The sequence below is a fragment of the Streptomyces sp. NPDC057682 genome (assembly GCF_042799575.1).
Classification (GTDB): domain Bacteria; phylum Actinomycetota; class Actinomycetes; order Streptomycetales; family Streptomycetaceae; genus Streptomyces.
On sequence record NZ_JBHVIN010000004.1, the window covers coordinates 216,447 to 233,586 of the forward strand.

The 17,140-nt window shown below is 70.0% G+C and carries 14 protein-coding genes and 1 riboswitch; of the genes, 6 read left to right on the plus strand and 8 right to left on the minus strand.

Annotated elements, in window-relative coordinates; genetic code table 11:
- Positions 1-11: 11 nt before the first annotated feature.
- From ACFVDM_RS08530 to ACFVDM_RS08550, 5 genes are all read right to left on the minus strand, one after another.
- Complete coding sequence (locus tag ACFVDM_RS08530) at positions 12-2,390, minus strand: ribonucleoside-diphosphate reductase subunit alpha (RefSeq protein WP_383634821.1); 2,379 nt, start codon at positions 2,388-2,390, stop codon at positions 12-14.
- A gap of 140 nt (positions 2,391-2,530) precedes the next feature.
- Positions 2,531-2,661, minus strand: a riboswitch (cobalamin riboswitch).
- Between the two features lie 47 nt (positions 2,662-2,708).
- Positions 2,709-3,221 (minus strand): GNAT family N-acetyltransferase, encoded by a 513-nt coding sequence (locus ACFVDM_RS08535; RefSeq protein ID WP_383634823.1) that lies wholly within the window; start codon positions 3,219-3,221, stop codon positions 2,709-2,711.
- A gap of 112 nt (positions 3,222-3,333) precedes the next feature.
- Positions 3,334-4,962, minus strand: coding sequence for a monocarboxylate uptake permease MctP (mctP, locus tag ACFVDM_RS08540; RefSeq protein ID WP_383634825.1), 1,629 nt, complete (start codon positions 4,960-4,962; stop codon positions 3,334-3,336).
- Positions 4,959-5,213, minus strand: a complete 255-nt coding sequence (locus tag ACFVDM_RS08545; protein ID WP_383634827.1) for a DUF3311 domain-containing protein — start codon at positions 5,211-5,213, stop codon at positions 4,959-4,961. The genes mctP and ACFVDM_RS08545 overlap by 4 nt, the downstream gene beginning before the upstream one ends.
- Positions 5,214-5,472: 259 nt before the next feature.
- A complete protein-coding gene (locus ACFVDM_RS08550; RefSeq protein ID WP_383635431.1) occupies positions 5,473-6,243 on the minus strand; it encodes a GntR family transcriptional regulator in 771 nt (256 codons plus the stop codon).
- A 282-nt stretch (positions 6,244-6,525) separates the two neighbouring features.
- On the opposite strand from ACFVDM_RS08550, the gene ACFVDM_RS08555 reads away from it, so the two are divergent.
- The 4 genes from ACFVDM_RS08555 to ACFVDM_RS08570 all read left to right on the plus strand — a co-directional run bounded on the left by ACFVDM_RS08555 (position 6,526) and on the right by ACFVDM_RS08570 (position 11,362).
- On the plus strand, positions 6,526-7,827 hold the full coding sequence (locus ACFVDM_RS08555) for a sugar ABC transporter substrate-binding protein (RefSeq protein ID WP_383634829.1): 1,302 nt from the start codon (positions 6,526-6,528) through the stop codon (positions 7,825-7,827).
- A 135-nt stretch (positions 7,828-7,962) separates the two neighbouring features.
- Complete coding sequence (locus tag ACFVDM_RS08560; protein WP_383634831.1) at positions 7,963-8,958, plus strand: carbohydrate ABC transporter permease; 996 nt, start codon at positions 7,963-7,965, stop codon at positions 8,956-8,958.
- Positions 8,955-9,812: a carbohydrate ABC transporter permease gene (locus tag ACFVDM_RS08565; protein WP_383634833.1), complete on the plus strand. Its 858-nt coding sequence runs from the start codon at positions 8,955-8,957 to the stop codon at positions 9,810-9,812. Before ACFVDM_RS08560 ends, ACFVDM_RS08565 begins: the two co-directional genes overlap by 4 nt.
- Positions 9,813-9,820: 8 nt before the next feature.
- A complete protein-coding gene (locus tag ACFVDM_RS08570; RefSeq protein WP_383634835.1) occupies positions 9,821-11,362 on the plus strand; it encodes a glycoside hydrolase family 3 protein in 1,542 nt (513 codons plus the stop codon).
- A 70-nt stretch (positions 11,363-11,432) separates the two neighbouring features.
- Here the strand turns inward: ACFVDM_RS08570 and nagB are convergent, their stop codons facing one another.
- Entirely contained in the window at positions 11,433-12,218 is a 786-nt protein-coding gene (nagB, locus tag ACFVDM_RS08575) for a glucosamine-6-phosphate deaminase (RefSeq protein WP_383634837.1), read from the minus strand.
- A 276-nt stretch (positions 12,219-12,494) separates the two neighbouring features.
- On the opposite strand from nagB, the gene ACFVDM_RS08580 reads away from it, so the two are divergent.
- Positions 12,495-13,565 (plus strand): SIS domain-containing protein, encoded by a 1,071-nt coding sequence (locus ACFVDM_RS08580; protein WP_383634839.1) that lies wholly within the window; start codon positions 12,495-12,497, stop codon positions 13,563-13,565.
- A gap of 351 nt (positions 13,566-13,916) precedes the next feature.
- Positions 13,917-15,383: a sensor histidine kinase gene (locus ACFVDM_RS08585; protein ID WP_383635434.1), complete on the plus strand. Its 1,467-nt coding sequence runs from the start codon at positions 13,917-13,919 to the stop codon at positions 15,381-15,383.
- 179 nt (positions 15,384-15,562) lie between these two features.
- Here ACFVDM_RS08585 and ACFVDM_RS08590 read toward each other — a convergent pair whose 3' ends face one another.
- Positions 15,563-15,820 (minus strand): WhiB family transcriptional regulator, encoded by a 258-nt coding sequence (locus tag ACFVDM_RS08590; RefSeq protein ID WP_003953983.1) that lies wholly within the window; start codon positions 15,818-15,820, stop codon positions 15,563-15,565.
- A gap of 320 nt (positions 15,821-16,140) precedes the next feature.
- Positions 16,141-17,109 carry a diacylglycerol/lipid kinase family protein gene (locus tag ACFVDM_RS08595; RefSeq protein WP_383634841.1) on the minus strand — a complete coding sequence of 323 codons (969 nt, stop codon included), beginning with the start codon at positions 17,107-17,109 and terminating at the stop codon, positions 16,141-16,143.
- Positions 17,110-17,140 lie beyond the last annotated feature (31 nt).

Consider the following 17,140-nt stretch of genomic DNA (forward strand, 5'->3'; position numbering starts at 1 on the left):
GTCGTCGGTGCTCACTGGCAGGCCTCGCAGGATTCGGGGTTTTCGAGGGAGCAGGCGATTGCGTCCGCGTCCGGCGCCGGCGCCTGCGCGGGGACGGCGGCGCCGGAGGCCGCACGCGCGATCCGGGTCGCCGGACGGGACCGCAGGTAGTACGTCGTCTTCAGCCCCTGCTTCCAGGCGTACGCGTACATCGAGGAGAGCTTGCCGATCGTCGGCGTCTCCAGGAACAGGTTGAGCGACTGGCTCTGGTCGAGGTACGGCGTACGGGCGGCCGCCATGTCGATCAGGCCGCGCTGCGGGATCTCCCACGCCGTGCGGTACAGCGCCCGCACCTCCTCGGGGATCCAGGCGAAACCCTGCACCGAGCCGCTCGCCTCGCGCAGCGCCTCACGGGTCCGCGCGTCCCAGACGCCGAGCGCCTTCAGCTCCTCCACCAGATAGCCGTTGACCTGGAGGAACTCACCGCTGAGCGTCTCGCGCTTGAACAGGTTGGAGACCTGCGGCTCGATGCACTCGTACACCCCGGCGATCGAGGCGATCGTCGCGGTCGGCGCGACGGCCAGCAGCAGCGCGTTGCGCATCCCGGTCCTCGCCAACCGGGCGCGCAGCGCCTCCCAGCGCTCCGGCCAGGCCGGCTCCGTGACGTAGTGGTCCGGGTGCAGCACACCGCGGGCGGCACGCGTCTCGGACCAGGCGGGGAGAGGGCCGGAGCGCTCCGCGAGATCGCACGACGCCTCGTACGCGGCGAGCATGATCCGCTCCGAGATCCGGGTGGACAGCGCACGGGCCTCCGCGGAGTCGAAGGGCAGCCGCAGCTTGAAGAAGACGTCCTGGAGCCCCATCGCGCCCAGCCCCACCGGGCGCCAGCGGGCGTTGGACCGGGCGGCCTGCTCGGTCGGGTAGAAGTTGATGTCGACGACCCGGTCCAGGAAGGTCACGGCTGTGCGGACGGTGGCGTCCAGCCGCTCCCAGTCGATCGTGCCGCCCTCGACGAACGCGCCCAGGTTGACCGAGCCCAGGTTGCAGACGGCCGTCTCGCCGTCGTCGGTGACCTCCAGGATCTCGGTGCACAGGTTCGAGGAGTGCACCACGCGGCCCGGCTCCGCCGTCTGGTTCGCGGTCCGGTTGGAGGCGTCCTTGAACGTCATCCAGCCCTGACCGGTCTGGGCCAGCGTCCGCATCATCCTGCCGTACAGCTCACGGGCCGGCAGGGTCCTGCGCGCCAGGCCGCGGGCCTCAGCGTCCCGGTAGGCCGCGTCGAACTCCTCGCCCCACAGGTCCACCAGTTCCGGCACGTCCGAAGGCGAGAACAGCGACCAGGCGCCGTCCGCCTCCACCCGGCGCATGAACTCGTCCGGGATCCAGTGCGCCAGATTGAGGTTGTGCGTGCGCCGCTGGTCCTCGCCGGTGTTGTCGCGCAGCTCCAGGAACTCCTCGATGTCCGCGTGCCAGGTCTCCAGGTAGACCGCGGCCGCGCCCTTGCGCCGGCCGCCCTGGTTCACCGCCGCCACGGAGGCGTCGAGCGTCTTCAGGAACGGCACGATGCCGTTGGAGTGCCCGTTGGTGCCGCGGATCAGCGAACCCCGGGCGCGGATGCGGGAGTACGGCAGACCGATGCCGCCCGCGTGCTTGGAGAGCCGCGCCACCTGGTGGTAGCGGTCGTAGATCGAGTCCAGCTCGTCGAGCGGCGAGTCCAGCAGATAGCAGGACGACATCTGCGGGTGGCGGGTGCCGGAGTTGAAGAGCGTGGGGGAGGAGGGCAGATAGTCCAGCCGGCTCATCAGCCCGTACAGCGCGGCGACCTCGTACAGCGCGCGCGCCGATTCGTCCTCGGCCAGTCCGGCGGCGACCCGCAGCATGAAGTGCTGGGGCGTCTCGACGACCTGGCGGGTGTGCGGGTGGCGCAGCAGATAGCGGCTGTGCAGGGTGCGCAGCCCGAAGTAGCCGAAGCGGTCGTCGGCGCCCTCGGCGAGCGCCCCCTCCACCAGCGCGTCCAGGGCGTCGGCGTGCCGGGCCACGAACGCGGCGGTGCGGTCCGCGATCAGTCCCTCGCGGTGGCCCACGGCGACCGAGGCGGAGAACGAGGTGGCGCCCTGCCCGGCCGCCTCCCGGGCGATGGCCAGGGTCAGCAGACGGGCGGCGAGCCGGGAGTAGGCGGGGTCCTCGGAGATGAGCCCCGCGGCGGCCTCGGTGGCCAGCGACCGCAGTTCGGCCTCGTCCGCGCGGGCGCTGCGGCCGCGCAGCGCGGCGGCGGCGACCCGTCCGGGGTCGGTGTCGGGCAGATCCGCGGTGAGCGCGGTCAGGGTCCGCAGCAGCGCGGCCCCCGGTCCGTCGTCCGTGGTTTCCGTTGACTCGGCCGCTGAGACCGGATCGGCTGGCGCGATGGTCACCTGGTGCTCTCCCTCGCTCGGCTCGGGGCCGTCGGGTGCGCGGGGGCAGCCGGGCGGAGCGGGGCCCGGACAGGGCGGCACTCCGTGCGGCGTCCACCGGCCCATCCACGAGGCCCGGACGTCTGGGCGCCCGGTTCGGTCGAGCCGGGCGCGCTGTCGGCAGGTCCTCGGACTGGAGGTGCGCGAAAGCACACCGAACACACCGTTGCGGGACAGTTCCGGATTCGCACCGGATTCCCCTGCGGCGACAGCGAGCATGAGCATACATGTGGGGGCCGCCGGATGAGGCAGCCCCCACATGTTGTGTCGTACGCGAACTCAGACGGAGGAGCGCAGCTCCAGCCGGTAGGTCAGCAGCTTCAGATCGTCGATCGGAGCCCAGTCCCGCTCGGGGGTGCGTACGAAGCCGAGGCGTTCGTAGATCCGGTGCGCGCCGCGCATGGTCGACTGGGTCGACAGGACCAGTCCCGTGACGCCTTCGGTGGCCCGTGCGCGGGCGACGCAGGCCCGTACGAGTGCCTCGCCCGCACCGGCCCCGCGCGCCTGCCGGGCGACCGCCAGCATCCGGAACTCCGCCTCGTCCGGCCGCGCGATGTCCGCCCAGGGGTTGCCGGGCGGCGCGTACGTGACCCCGCCCAGCACCCGCCCTCCGGCGTCCGCGGCCACCAGCACCTCGGCCTCGGCGGCCCGCCGGGCCACGTCGCGCAGCTTCAGCAGATACGGATCGCCGGTGCCGAAGTCCAGCAGATCGTCACCGAGATAGGCCTCGGCGGTGATCTCGCCGAGAAGGGCGTGCTCCGAGGGCTCGATCGGCCGGATCGTCATGTCCATGAGCGGAGTGTGCCCCACACCCCGGCCCGGTCCGCAACCGGGTTTCCGCGCCGCGCGCGAACGGGCCGCCGCGCCCCCGGCCCACGGGGGTGCGACGGCCCGTGACCTGGTGTCAGTGGCCGCCCGGCGCACCGGCGGTGGCCGGCGGGAGCACCTCGGTCACCCCCGGGTCGCCCGCGTCCGCGGTGTAGTCCTCCGGGGAGGTCTCGTCGACGCCGGCGGGGGCCTTCAGGGCGTTCAGCACGAACGTGAGGACCACCACGACGACGACGTTGAGCACGAAGGCGGTGAGACCGATGTAGCCGATCTCGCCGAGGCCCGGGATCTCCTTGGAGGAGCCGCCGAAGTGCTTCTGCGTCGGGCTCGCCACCCCGTACGCGGCGGCGGTGCCGTAGATCATGCCGACCGCCCAGCCGGCCAGCAGCGCCCAGCGGTGGAACCAGCGGGTGAAGAGCCCGCCGACCAGGGCCGGCATGGTCTGGAGGATCCAGATCCCGCCCAGCAGCTGGAAGTTGATCGCGACCGTCTTGTCCATGGTGAGGACGAAGGCGAGGGCGCCGACCTTCACCAGCAGCGACACCAGCTTGGAGACCTTGGTCTCCTGCTCGGGCGTCGCGTCGGGCTTCAGGAAGTCCTTGTAGATGTTGCGGGTGAACAGGTTGGCCGCCGCGATGGACATGATCGCGGCGGGCACCAGCGCGCCGATGCCGATGGCGGCGAAGGCCACGCCCGCGAACCAGTCCGGGAACATGTTCTCGAACAGCTGCGGGATCGCCAGCTGGCCGTTGTCCACCTTGACCCCGGCGGCGATCGCCATGAACCCGAGCAGGGCGAGCAGGCCCAGCATCAGCGAGTACAGCGGCAGGATCGTGGTGTTGCGGCGGATCACGTCACGGCTGCGGCTGGAGAGCGTCGCCGTGATCGAGTGCGGGTACATGAACAGCGCCAGCGCGGAGCCGAGTGCCAGCGTGGCGTATCCCCAGTGCCCGGCCTCGCCCGGGGCCAGCGCCCCGGTCGGCTTGCCGCCGGGCGGCCCGGCGAACTTGTCCGCGGCGGCGGAGAAGATGTCGTCGAAGCCGCCGAGCTTGATCGGGATGTAGATGATCGCCACGGCGATGACCAGGTAGATCAGCCCGTCCTTGACGAAGGCGATCAGTGCGGGCGCGCGCAGCCCGGAGGAGTAGGTGTACGCGGCGAGCACCGCGAAGGCGAGCAGCAGCGGCAGGTCCTTGACGAACCAGTTGGTGTTCTCGCCGCCGCCGACGCCCATCACGTCCAGCACCGCCTGGATGCCGACGAGTTGGAGCGCGATGTACGGCATGGTCGCCAGGATGCCGGTGACGGCGACCGCCAGCGAGAGCCCCTTGGAACCGAAGCGGCCGCGGACGAAGTCCGAGGTGGTGACGTAGCCGTGCTTGTGCGACACCGACCAGAGCCGGGGCAGGAAGGTGAAGATCAGCGGGTAGACCAGGATGGTGTAGGGCACCGCGAAGAAGCCGGCCGCGCCCGCCGCGTAGATCGCCGCCGGGACGGCGACGAAGGTGTACGCGGTGTAGAGGTCGCCGCCGAGCAGGAACCAGGTGACCCAGGTGCCGAACGACCGTCCGCCCAGGCCCCATTCGTCGAGGCTGGCCTCGTTCTCCGCCTTGCGCCAGCGGGCCGCCATGAAGCCCATGACGGTCACGGCCACGAAGAAGAAGATGAAGACGCCGAGCGCGACGCCGTTCACGCCGTCCTTCATGCCGACTCACCCCCCTTGCGGGCGCGCTGGTCGCGCTGCCACAGCTTGTACGCGATCATGGTGAGCGCCGTGGAGATGAGCACCCAGAGCATCTGGTACCAGTAGAAGAACGGGATCCCGATGAAGGTCGGGTCGATCTTCGCGTACGAACCGACCCACAGCATCGCCACGAACGGCGCGACGAGGCACAGGGCGATGACCACCCGGACCGGGGTGATGGTGGGTGGTTTCTCGTCAGGATCTGCTGACATGGCGGCGACTCCGTCCCCTCGCTGAGCACCTGTAATGCGCAGGAAATCTAGGGCAGTGTCCCGGCCACCGTCACCCCCCGTCCGCATTGCGGTCCGGCAACGGTCCTCGTGAGGCGTACGCCTGGCCGAAATGGGCTTATCTGTCGGGGAGTTGGTTCAGACCAATGAGGGGGTGGGGGCCGTTTCCGGGCAGCGGAAAGCCCCCGTGGAAGGGCTCCCACGGGGGCTTCGGTCCGGTGGCCGGAAGCGGCCGAGCCGGTCAGTCCAGCGGCCGCTTCAGACGCGCCACGAACTTGTACCGGTCGCCCCGGTAGACCGACCGCACCCACTCGACGGGCTCGCCCTGCCCGTCCAGCGAGTGACGGGACAGCATCAGCATCGGCAGGCCCACGTCCGTACCGAGCAGACCGGCCTCGCGCGGGGTGGCCAGCGAGGTCTCGATGGTCTCCTCGGCCTCGGCCAGCCGCACGTCGTACACCTCGGCCAGGGCCGTGTAGAGAGAGGTGTACTTCACGAGCGAACGCCGCAGCGCCGGGAAGCGCTTGGCCGAGAGATGGGTGGTCTCGATGGCCATCGGCTCGCCGCTGGCCAGGCGGAGCCGCTCGATCCGCAGCACCCGCCCGCCCGCGTTGATGTCGAGCAGCCCGGCCAGGGTGTCGTCGGCCGTCACATAGCCGATGTCCAGGAGCTGGGACGTGGGTTCCAGCCCCTGGGCGCGCATGTCCTCGGTGTACGAGGTCAGCTGCAGGGCCTGTGAGACCTTCGGCTTGGCGACGAAGGTCCCCTTCCCCTGGATGCGCTCCAGTCGGCCCTCCACGACCAGCTCCTGGAGCGCCTGGCGCACGGTGGTGCGCGAGGTGTCGAACTCGGCGGCCAGGGTCCGCTCCGGGGGCACGGGTGTGCCCGGCGGCATGGTGTCCGTCATGTCCAGGAGATGTCGCTTCAGCCGGTAGTACTTCGGGACGCGTGCGGTGCGCGTGCCCGCACCCGCGCCCGTCTCGTTCTCCGCACTGCCCCCGTCGGCACCCATGGCCCGCCTTCCCGACTGCTGCGTTGCTGCCGTCACCGGCTCCTCCGTCTGTCGCGGCTCACATGGTGGCACGGTCCGGTCACGGCTCGTCGCCCTCCCTCAGGTGTCGGTCCTATAACGGACGCGAGTGCACTTCTTATACACCCTTGACACCCCTAAAGGTCTAGGCCAAGCTCCCGGTACTGGTCTAAACCATTAAAGACCAGGTCCCAGCCCCAGCAGTACTCGTCGGCGTTGTCTTGCGTGGTGGCAGGGGGTTGCAGCATCCCTGAGGAGGGTGGCGTGAAGCGCAAGCTCATCGCGGCGATCGGCGTCGCGGGCATGTTGGTTTCCATCGCGGCGTGTGGGTCGGACGACGACAAGGCGTCGTCGAAGGACCCGAAGGACCGCAAGGAAACGCTCACTGTCTGGCTGATGTCGGACGCGCAGAGCACGTGGCCCGAACTGGTCAAGGACGTCAACAGCCAGTTCAAGGCGAAGTACCCCAACGTCAAGGTCAACGTCCAGTACCAGACCTGGGCGGACAAGGCCAAGAAGCTTGACGCCGCTCTGGCCGGCGACAAGTACCCGGACGTGGTCGAGCTCGGTAACACCGAGACGATGACCTACATCCTCAACGGGGCCCTCGGCGAGATCGACCCGAAGAAGTACGAGAACTCGGACACCTGGATCAAGGGTCTCAAGGACACCTGCTCCTTCGAGGGCAAGCAGTACTGCGTTCCTTACTACGCCGGCGCCCGCGTCGCGATCTACAACAAGGACATGTTCAAGGCCGGCACCGGCAAGGACACCCTCCCCGCCACCCAGGACGAGCTGACCGCCGCGCTCGACAAGATCGGCGAGAAGTACGGCAAGGACAAGGCGTTCTCGCCGCTGTACCTGCCGGGCCGCTACTGGTACGCCGCGATGTCCTACGTCGCCGCCGAGGGCGGGTCCATCGCCAAGTACGACGAGGGCAAGAAGGAGTGGAAGTCCACTCTGTCGACGCCGGAGGCCCAGAAGGGCATCACCGACTTCGTCGAGCTCGTCAAGAAGTACAACCACGGCGACAAGACCAAGGACGAGGCGGACCACGCCAACGTCATGGCCAACGAGAAGACCGCTCTTCTCTACGGCAACGGCTGGGAGGCCGGCAGCGTCGTCGACTCCAAGGCGAACGGCAACCCGAAGCTGAAGGACAAGATCCTCACGGCGGGTATGCCCGGCCCGAACGGCAAGGCGCTCCCCTCCTTCATCGGTGGTTCCGACCTCGCCACCATCTCCAAGTCGAAGATCCAGGATCTCGGCGAGGAGTGGATCTCGATGTTCACCTCCGAGAAGTCGGAGGAGGTTCTCGCCTCGAAGAACATCCTTCCGAACAACACCAAGCAGCTTGAGCCCCTGAAGGCCAAGCCGGAGACCGCGGCCATCGCCAACGCCGTGCCGGACGCCTGGTTCACCCCGATCGCCCCCGGCTGGACCGCGATCGAGAAGAAGGAAACGCTCGAGATCATGCTGCTCGACATCATCAAGGGCAAGTCGGTCGAGGAGGCCACCAAGGCCGCCGACGCGGAGATCGACTCGATGATCAACAAGGAGTCCTGAGCCCCGAGCTCACGGAGTCCGAGCCGGTGAGCGTGTGAGGCACCGACTCGTCTGATCGTCCACGGGGGTGGTGGGCCCGAAAGGGGCTGCCACCCCCGTCCTCCGGTACCCGGTCCGAAACGGAAGGCAAGCACAATGAGTGCCGCCGATATGAAAGCAGCCGACCCGCCGGTGTCCGTCCCGCGGGCCCCTGAGGGTGCGGATCCTCAGCTCGCGAGAAACGTGAACCGTAAACCGCGGAAGGCCGGCGCTCTGCTGCCGTACCTCCTCATAGCACCGGCGTTCATCGCCATTGCCGCAGTTTTCGTCTGGCCCTTCATCAAGACGGTCATCATGTCCTTCCAGGACGTGGGCCGGCGCGAGCTGTGGTCCGGCGCGGACGCTCCCTGGGTCGGCTTCGACCAGTTCACCAACATCCTCGGCGACGGTGAGTTCTGGGACGTCGTCTGGCGGACGATCATCTTCATGGCCGTCTGCGTGTTCGCCACCATGGCCGGCGGACTCGGCCTGGCCATGATCATGCAGCGGATGTCCACCTGGGTCCGGCTGCTGCTGACCGCCGCGCTGGTCGCCGCCTGGTCGATGCCGCTGCTGGTCGCCACCTCCATCTTCCGGTGGTTCGCGGACTCCGACTACGGCGTCCTCAACATGGTGCTCGACAAGTACCTCGGGATCGACGCGCAGGGCCACAACTGGTTCCTCGACCCGAAGCAGGGCTTCGTCATCATCGGCGCGGTCGTCGTCTGGGGAGCCATCCCCTTCGTCACCGTGACGCTCTACGCCGCGCTCACCCAGGTCCCCAAGGAGCTGGAGGAGGCCGCGGCCCTGGACGGTGCCGGCACCACCGGGGTCTTCCGCTACGTCACCTGGCCGGTCATCAAGCCCGTCTTCCAGATGGTCGCCACCCTCTCCGTGCTGTGGGACTTCAACGTCTTCGCCCAGATCTTCCTGATGCGCGGCAACAAGCCGGAGCCGGAGTACTCCGTCCTCGGCATCTACTCGTTCGAGAAGGCCTTCGAGTCCAACTCGTTCAGCCAGGGCGCTGCCATCTCGCTCATCACGGTCCTGCTGCTGTCCGGCGTCGCCGTGTACTACCTGCGCCAGCTGCTCAAGATCGGAGAGGTCGAGTGAGCACCTCCACCCCCCAGGTCCTCCGCCCGGACCGCAAGAAGAGCCGGATCGGCTACAACATCGCCGGCCTCGTGGCCTTCGTGCTCATGGCCTTCCCGGTCTACTGGCTGGTCATCAGCGCGCTGCGCCCCAACGCGGAGATCCGCAGCTACGACCAGACGCTCTGGCCGACGTCGATCACCTTCGACAACTTCTCCCGCGCCATCAAGCAGCCGAACTTCGGCACGGCCATCGAGTCCAGCCTGATCGTCTGCGGCGTCGCCGTCCTGGGCGGCATGCTGCTCGCGACCATCGCCGCGTTCGCCATCGGCCGGTTCCAGTTCCGCGGCCGCAAGTTCTTCATGATCGTGCTGCTCGTCGTCCAGCTGCTGCCTCCGACGGCGATGCTGATCCCCATCTACATCCAGCTGAACGACCTCGGCGGGCTGAACGAGTACTGGGGCGTCATCGTCATCTACCTCGTCTCGACCCTGCCGTTCGCCACCTGGATGATCCGCGGCTTCGTGATCAACATCCCGCAGGAGCTGGAGGAGTCGGCCATGGTCGACGGCTGCAGCCGGATGGGCGCCTTCTGGCGGGTCACCTTCCCGCTGCTGGCCCCCGGCCTCGCCGCCGCCTCGATCTTCTCGCTGATCACGGCGTGGAACGAGTACCTGCTCGCCTACGTCGTCCTCCAGGACAACGAGAAGTACACCCTCAACGTGTGGCTGATGAACTTCACGACCTCTCGAGGCATCGACTACGGCGCGCTCATGGCCGCATCCACACTGATCGCCATTCCGGTCGTGGCCTTCTTCCTGCTGGTGCAGAAGCACATGGCAACCGGCCTCACCTCCGGCGCCGTGAAGGGATAACGCCTCCCATGACCACCCTCGTTTCCAGCACGGACACCGTCACGCGCGACGCCCTCGCGGTGCTCCAGCCGGGCTTCACCGGCACCACGGCGCCCGAGTGGCTGCTGCGCCGGGTCGCCGAAGGCCTCTCCTCCGTCGGCCTCTTCGGCCGCAACATCGAATCGCCCGAGCAGCTCGCCGCGCTCACCGCCCAGCTCCGGGCCGAGCGCGACGACGTCCTCGTCGCGATCGACGAGGAGGGCGGTGACGTCACGCGGCTGGAGGTGCGCCACGGCTCCTCCTTCCCGGGCAACCTGGCGCTCGGCCACGTCGACGACACCGACCTGACCCGCGACGTCGCCCGGGAGCTGGGCCGCCGGCTCGCCGCCTGCGGCGTCAACCTGAACTGGGCGCCCTCCGCGGACGTCAACTCCAACCCCGGCAACCCGGTCATCGGCGTCCGCTCCTTCGGCGCCGACCCCCACCTGGTCGCCCGGCACACCGCCGCCTACGTCGAGGGCCTCCAGGCCGCCGGCGTCGCCGCCTGCACCAAGCACTTCCCGGGGCACGGCGACACCGCGGTCGACTCCCACCACGCGCTGCCCCGCATCGACGTGGACCTGGAGACCCTGCACGCCCGCGAACTGGTCCCGTTCCGGGCGGCCATCGCGGCCGGCTCCAAGTCCGTGATGAGCGCGCACATCCTGCTTCCGGCGCTCGACCCGGACCGCCCCGCCACCCTCAGCCCGCAGATCCTCACCGGTCTGCTGCGCCGGGAGCTGGGCTACGAGGGCCTGATCGTCACCGACGCCGTGGAGATGCAGGCCATCGCCTCGACGTACGGGATCGAGCGGGGCTCCGTCCTCGCGATCGCGGCGGGTGCCGACGCCCTGTGCGTCGGCGGCGGCCTCGACGATGACGAAACGGTCCTGCGGCTGCGCGACGCCCTCGTCGCGGCCGTCCGCACCGGTGATCTGCCCGAGGAGCGGCTGGCCGACGCCGCTGCCCGGGTGAGGGCCCTCGCGTCCTGGACGCAGCGGGCCCGGGGGGCTGTCTCGGAGCCGGGCGCGGCAGTGCAGGAGGGGACCGCGCCCGGCACCGGACACGGTGTCCCGTCCGACATCGGCCTGATCGCCGCGCGCCGCGCGGTGAAGGTCACCGGCTCCGCCGAACCGCTGACCGGCCCGGCCTACGTGGCCGCGTTCACCCCGGTCGCCAACATCGCGGTCGGCGACGAGACCCCCTGGGGCGTCGCCGCCGAGCTGGCCCGGCTGGTGCCGGGCACCGGGACCGACACGTACGACGGCGGGGCCGAGGACCCGGCGGCCGCGGTGCTCGCGGCTGCGGGGGAGCGGCGCATCGTCGCGGTGGTGCGCGACGCGCACCGCCACGCGTGGATGGCCGGGGCGCTCGACGCGCTGCTGGCGAGCCGTCCCGACACGGTCGTGGTCGAGATGGGCGTGCCCCAGGCCGAGCCCCGGGGCGCCCTGCACATCGCCACGCACGGCGCCGCGCGGGTCTGCGGCACGGCGGCGGCCGAGATCATCGTGGCCGGCCACGCGGGCGCCTGACGCCCCGGGGCCACCCAGACGAAAGGGCCGGGACACCGTTCGGTGTCCCGGCCCTTTCGCGTACGCCGGTTCAGATGCCCTGCCAGGCCGGCTTCGCCGCGTAGGTGGCGCGGAAGTAGTCGGCCAGCTTCAGCTTGGAGGCCGCCGCCTCGTCGACGACGACCGTCGCGTGCGGGTGCAGCTGGAGCGCCGAGGCGGGCACGATCGAGGCGACCGGACCCTCCACCGTCTGGGCCACCGCGTCCGCCTTGCCCTCGCCCGTGGCGAGCAGGATCGGGTGCCGGGCCTCCAGGATCGTGCCGATGCCCTGGGTGATGACGTGGTGCGGCACCTGCTCGATGTCGTCGTCGAAGAAGCGCGCGTTGTCGACCCGGGTCTGCTCGGTCAGCGTCTTGATCCGGGTGCGGGAGGCCAGCGAGGAGCACGGCTCGTTGAAGCCGATGTGGCCGTCGGTGCCGATGCCGAGCAGCTGGAGGTCGACCCCGCCCGCCTCGGCGAGCGCCTTGTCGTACGCCTCGCAGGCGGCCTGGACGTCCTCGGCGCTGCCGTCGGGGCCCATGAAGGAGGACTCGGAGAGGCCGAGCGGCTCGACGACCTCGCGCAGCACCACGGAGCGGTAGGACTCCGGGTGGCCCGCCGGCAGCCCGACGTACTCGTCGAGCTGGCAGATCCGGGCGCGCGAGGCGTCCACGGCGCCGGAGCGGACCTTGGCGGCCAGCGCCTGGTAGATGGGCAGCGGGGTCGAGCCGGTGGCAACGCCGAGAAGTGCGTCGGGCTTACGGCCGAGCAGGGCGCCGATGGCCTCTGCGATCAGTTCGCCGCCTGCCTTGGCGTCCGGGACGATGACAACTTCCACGCGGGGCCTGCCGATCTAGAGTGACGTCGTGTGGTATAGACCAATCAAAGGCATAATCTAGCAGAACTCGCGCGCCCGGACACGGCTGCGGGGGGCCCGTCGGGCGAACGGCGGAAGGCCGTTCGGGCGAGCCGCCGCCACGGTCCGCTGGTGGCCCCCCGGCCCCCGTGGTCGACTAGGGCCTGTCCGACCGTTCCCGCCCCCCGGGCGGACGACGGGAATGGTCGGACAGGCCCTGGACCCATGCATCGCGACACCGCGCGGGAGGTACCGGACATGACCGCCACGTACCCGGCGGACGAGAACGAGCGTCCCGGCCGGATCATGGCCGGAGAGATGGCCGAGCAGCCCGCGATGCTCCGCCGCCTCCTCGGCCGAGGGGCCCCCGCCATCCGCGCGGTGGCCGCCGAGATCGCCGCCCGCGCCCCCCGCTTCGTCCTGCTCACCGCACGCGGCAGCTCCGACAACGCCGCGCTGTACGCGAAGTACCTGCTGGAGATCAACCTCGGGCTGCCCTGCGGACTGGCCTCGATGTCCACCACCACCGCGTACGGCGCGAAGCCCGACCTCAGGGACGTCCTGGTCGTCACCGTCAGTCAGTCCGGCGGCTCGCCCGACCTGGTGGCCTCCACCCGCGCGGCCCGGGAGTCGGGCGCCGTCACCCTCGCCGTGACCAACAGCCCGGACTCGCCGCTGGCCGCGGTCTCCGAGTACCACATCGACATCCAGGCGGGCCCGGAGAAGGCCCTCCCGGCCACCAAGACGTACACCGCCTCGCTGCTCTCCCTCTACCTCTTCACGGAGGGCCTCAGGGGCCGCGACGGGGCGGCCGCCGAGGTCCTGCCGGACCTCGCGGAGGCGGTCCTGGCCCGCCGGGACGAGGTGCGGGCGCTGGCGTCCCGCTACCGCTTCGCCGGGCGCATGGTCATCACCTCGCGCGGCTACGGCTACCCGACGGCCAAGGAGGCCGCCCTCAAGCTCATGGAGACCAGCTACATCCCCGCGCTGTCCTACTCCGGCGCGGACCTCCTGCACGGCCCGCTGGCCATGGTCGACAACGTCTCCCCGGTGATCGCCGTGGTCCCCGAGGGCCGGGGCGGCGAGGCCCTGCGGCCCGTGCTCGACCGGCTGCGCGGGCGGGGCGCCGATCTCTTCGTGGTCGGGGCGGGGCCGCGGGTGGAGGAGGCCTCCGCGGGCTTCGTGCTGCCGACGGCCGGGGTCGCCGAGGAGGTCCAGCCGGTGCTGGAGATCCTGCCGCTGCAACTGCTCGCCTACGAGGTGACGATCGCCCGGGGCCAGGACCCCGACGCGCCGCGCGCGCTCGCCAAGGTCACCGAGACCCGCTGACCGGGCCCGGAAAAACCCGCGGGCCGCGGCGCCTGGCCGGGACCCTCAGCCCGACCGGCACCGCAGCCCGGAGAGGACCGCCCTCGCGGGCGGTCGGCTCGGCCGGCGGTGTGCGGTGCCCCCGGCCGGGGGGGGAGGCGCCTGCGCGGTCAGGGCAGAGAGCGCGGCGGCCTCGTTCCGCCCTCCTGTGCGGGGAGAGCGGAGCCTTGTCTTGAGCATTGTGGACTAGACCATTAACCCCTGTCCATCTGTGGGGTACGACAATTTCCGGCCCTTCTGTATGCACGGACGGGCGGGCCGCCCGGTTCGGCGCGGTGCGCGTGCGCGGGTACGCTCGCACCCGTGCCCTCCATGAACGACCTCGTACGCCAGCACACCGCCCTGAGCGATTCCGACCTGGAATGGCTCCACCTGCTGGTCTCGGAATGGCAGCTGCTCTCCGACCTGTCCTTCGCCGACCTCGTTCTCTGGGTCCCCACCCGCGACGGCACCCGCTATGTGTCCGTCGCCCAGATGCGGCCCAACACCGGCCCCACCTCCTACCAGGACGACATGGTCGGCCATCTGGTGCCGCGCGGGCGCAGGCCGCTGCTGGACGCCGCGCTGGACGAGGGCCGGATCGTGCGCGAGGGCGACCCGGAGTGGCGCGAGGAGGTGCCCGTACGGGTCGAGTCGATCCCCGTACGCAGGGAGGGCCGGGTGCTCGGCGTCATCGCCCGCAACACCAACCTCCTCACCGTCCGCACCCCCTCGCGGCTGGAGCTCACCTACCTCCAGTCCGCCTCCGATCTGGCGCAGATGATCGCGGCCGGATCCTTTCCCTTCCCCGGCCAGCAGGTCGACATGGACGCCTCGCCCCGGGTCGGCGACGGGCTGATCCGGCTCGACGCCGACGGCGTGGTGCAGTACGCCAGCCCCAACGGCCTCTCCGCCTACCACCGGCTCGGCCTCGCCTCCGACCTGGTCGGCCAGCACCTCGGCGGCATCACCGCCGAACTGGCCCCCTCCCGGGGCCCGGTGGACGAGGCCCTGGTCAAAATGGCCAGCGGCTACGCGCCCCGTGAGTTCGAGGTCGAGTGCGCCGGCGGGGTCATCCAGCTCCGCGCCATCCCGCTCAAGCCCAAGGGCGTCCGCATCGGCTCCCTGGTCCTGCTCCGCGACGTCACGGAACTGCGCCGCCGCGAACGCGAGTTGATCACCAAGGACGCCACCATCCGGGAGATCCACCACCGGGTGAAGAACAACCTCCAGACGGTGGCCGCCCTGTTGAGGCTCCAGGCCCGCCGGATGGACTCCCCGCAGGGCCGGGAGGCGCTCAACGAGGCGGTCAGGCGCGTCGGTTCGATCGCCATCGTCCATGAGACGCTGTCCCAGAATCTGGACGAGCGGGTGGAGTTCGACGAGATCGCCGACCGGGTCATCGCGATGGTCGCGGAGATCTCGCCCGGCAAGGTCACCTGCCGCCGCACCGGACGGTTCGGCATCCTCGACGCCGAGGTGGCCACTCCGCTGGCGATGGTCCTCACCGAGGTGATGCAGAACGCCCTGGAACATGCCTTCGGCGTCGCCGAGTCGGGCACCGTCGAGGTCTCCGCGGTCCGCGGCGGCCCGTCCGCCGAGGCGCGGCTGCTGATCACCGTGCAGGACGACGGCTGCGGACTGCCCGAGGGCTTCGACCCGCAGCGGGCCGGCAACCTCGGACTCCAGATCGTGCGGACCCTGGTGGAGGGGGAGCTCGGCGGCACCTTCGGCATGGTCCCCGCTCCGGAGCGCGGGACGCAGGTGGTCCTCGACATTCCGGTCCGCGCCGAGAAGTAGCCTCCGCCGCCGCCCTCGGGCGGCGGCGCGCACGGCAGAGAGCCCGGACCGTGGGTGACGGTCCGGGCTCTCTGGTCAAGCATGCGCTTCGGGGGTACTGCGCGCTGCGACTCGGGGGGCGGGATGGTGCGTACGCGCTGTACGCGCCGCCTGGCTGAGGTTCGTAGCGGTGGCGTCGGTCAGGCGCTGGCGTTGCGCGCCCGGTTACGAGCGGCGCGGCGCTTCATTGCGCGGCGCTCGTCCTCGCTGAGGCCACCCCAGACGCCGGAGTCCTGGCCGGACTCGAGCGCCCACTGCAGGCACTGCTCCATGACGGGGCAGCGACGGCAGACGGCCTTGGCTTCCTCGATCTGCAGCAGCGCAGGACCGGTGTTGCCGATGGGGAAGAACAGCTCGGGGTCTTCCTCACGACAAACGGCGTTGTGACGCCAGTCCATGGCTGCTACCTCTCCTTGGTATTACGTAACTGTTGCTTGTGAATGTGAACGCTTTCACGAATCCCTCCGCACGAGTCGGGCCGACGCCCAGATGAACTGGTTGTGGACCTGTGCGGTGAGGAGGGGTTCTGGCTCTCAGTGGAGGCTGGTGTTGCGGGCCGTCCCGATCGCCATGTAGAGATTCGCAAACCTCGGCGACGGATACAACCCCTTCTGGAAAGTTTTTTTTGATTCCTCGGTGTCGGCTAGGTCACAGCCGTACTTCTAGAGGGTGGAGCCCAGTCCAAACGTTCGAGTTAAAGGACTTTGGTCCCTTCCACTCACACAATCACACGCAGTGCACGGCGAACGCCTGTGAACGTCACACTTGTACGCAGTCCCAAGTGGTCGCCGTCCATCTGGAAGGGCAGCGGCGCCTTGGAATGCAAGGTGAAGTCCGTGAGGTCGTGCAGGGAAACGGCGTGCTTGCCGCGCGGGCCCTTCTCGGGGCTCGACGTCAGCAGCTGGGTCGCGTAGCGGGTGACCGCCGGGGTGGAGAGTTTCCGCAGGCCGAGGACGTCGAGCCCGGTGTCGAAGGAGGCGCGGGGGGAGGCGTACATCGGCTTGTTCCCCAGGTACGTCCAGGGCGCCGTGTTGCAGATTATGGAGAGCGCCAGATCGGTGACCGGATCCTGTCCGGGCACCTCCAGCGTGATCGCTCCCTTGCGCCGGTTCGGTTCCTCCAGGAATTGCCGGACGACCTGGCGCACATAGAGCGCGTGCGTCGAACGCTTGCCGCGTTCCCGGTGCTGTTCGACCCGGCCGACCACACCCGCGTCGAATCCGAGACCGGCGCAGAAGGTGAACCAGCGCGCGGGCACGGATTCGTCCTCGGAGCCCGGGGTGCCGGCCGCCAGGCCGAGCCCCACCGTGCGCTCCGTACGGTTCGCCAGCGCGTCCAGGATCGCGCCGGTCGCCTCCACCGCGTCGTTCGGCAGCCCGAGGGCGCGGGCGAAGACATTGGTGGAGCCGCCGGGGACCACGGCCAGCTTCGGCAGGTGGTCGATGTCGGGGCCGTTGTGCAGCAGCCCGTTCACGACCTCGTTGACCGTGCCGTCGCCGCCGAGGGCCACCACGAGATCGATGTCGTCGCTCTCGGCGGCCTGCCGTCCCAGGTCCCGCGCGTGCCCGCGGTACTCCGTGGTCACGGCCTCCAGCTTCATCTCGCTGGCCAGCGCGTGGATGAGCACGTCACGGGTCCGCGCACTGGTGGTGGTAGCAGCTGGGTTGACCACGAGAAGTGCGCGCATGACCGCCAGACTACCTATCGCGGCGCACGGG

Excerpts from the sequence above, each read along its gene's own strand:
- ACFVDM_RS08550 (WP_383635431.1), bottom strand. The coding sequence starts at position 6,243 with ATGGGTGCCGACGGGGGCAGTGCGGAGAACGAGACGGGCGCGGGTGCG.
- ACFVDM_RS08590 (WP_003953983.1), bottom strand. The coding sequence starts at position 15,820 with ATGGACTGGCGTCACAACGCCGTTTGTCGTGAGGAAGACCCCGAGCTG.
- ACFVDM_RS08580 (WP_383634839.1), top strand. The coding sequence starts at position 12,495 with ATGACCGCCACGTACCCGGCGGACGAGAACGAGCGTCCCGGCCGGATC.
- ACFVDM_RS08595 (WP_383634841.1), bottom strand. The coding sequence starts at position 17,109 with ATGCGCGCACTTCTCGTGGTCAACCCAGCTGCTACCACCACCAGTGCG.
- ACFVDM_RS08585 (WP_383635434.1), top strand. The coding sequence starts at position 13,917 with ATGAACGACCTCGTACGCCAGCACACCGCCCTGAGCGATTCCGACCTG.
- ACFVDM_RS08535 (WP_383634823.1), bottom strand. The coding sequence starts at position 3,221 with ATGGACATGACGATCCGGCCGATCGAGCCCTCGGAGCACGCCCTTCTC.
- ACFVDM_RS08560 (WP_383634831.1), top strand. The coding sequence starts at position 7,963 with ATGAGTGCCGCCGATATGAAAGCAGCCGACCCGCCGGTGTCCGTCCCG.
- mctP (WP_383634825.1), bottom strand. The coding sequence starts at position 4,962 with ATGAAGGACGGCGTGAACGGCGTCGCGCTCGGCGTCTTCATCTTCTTC.
- ACFVDM_RS08570 (WP_383634835.1), top strand. The coding sequence starts at position 9,821 with ATGACCACCCTCGTTTCCAGCACGGACACCGTCACGCGCGACGCCCTC.
- ACFVDM_RS08545 (WP_383634827.1), bottom strand. The coding sequence starts at position 5,213 with ATGTCAGCAGATCCTGACGAGAAACCACCCACCATCACCCCGGTCCGG.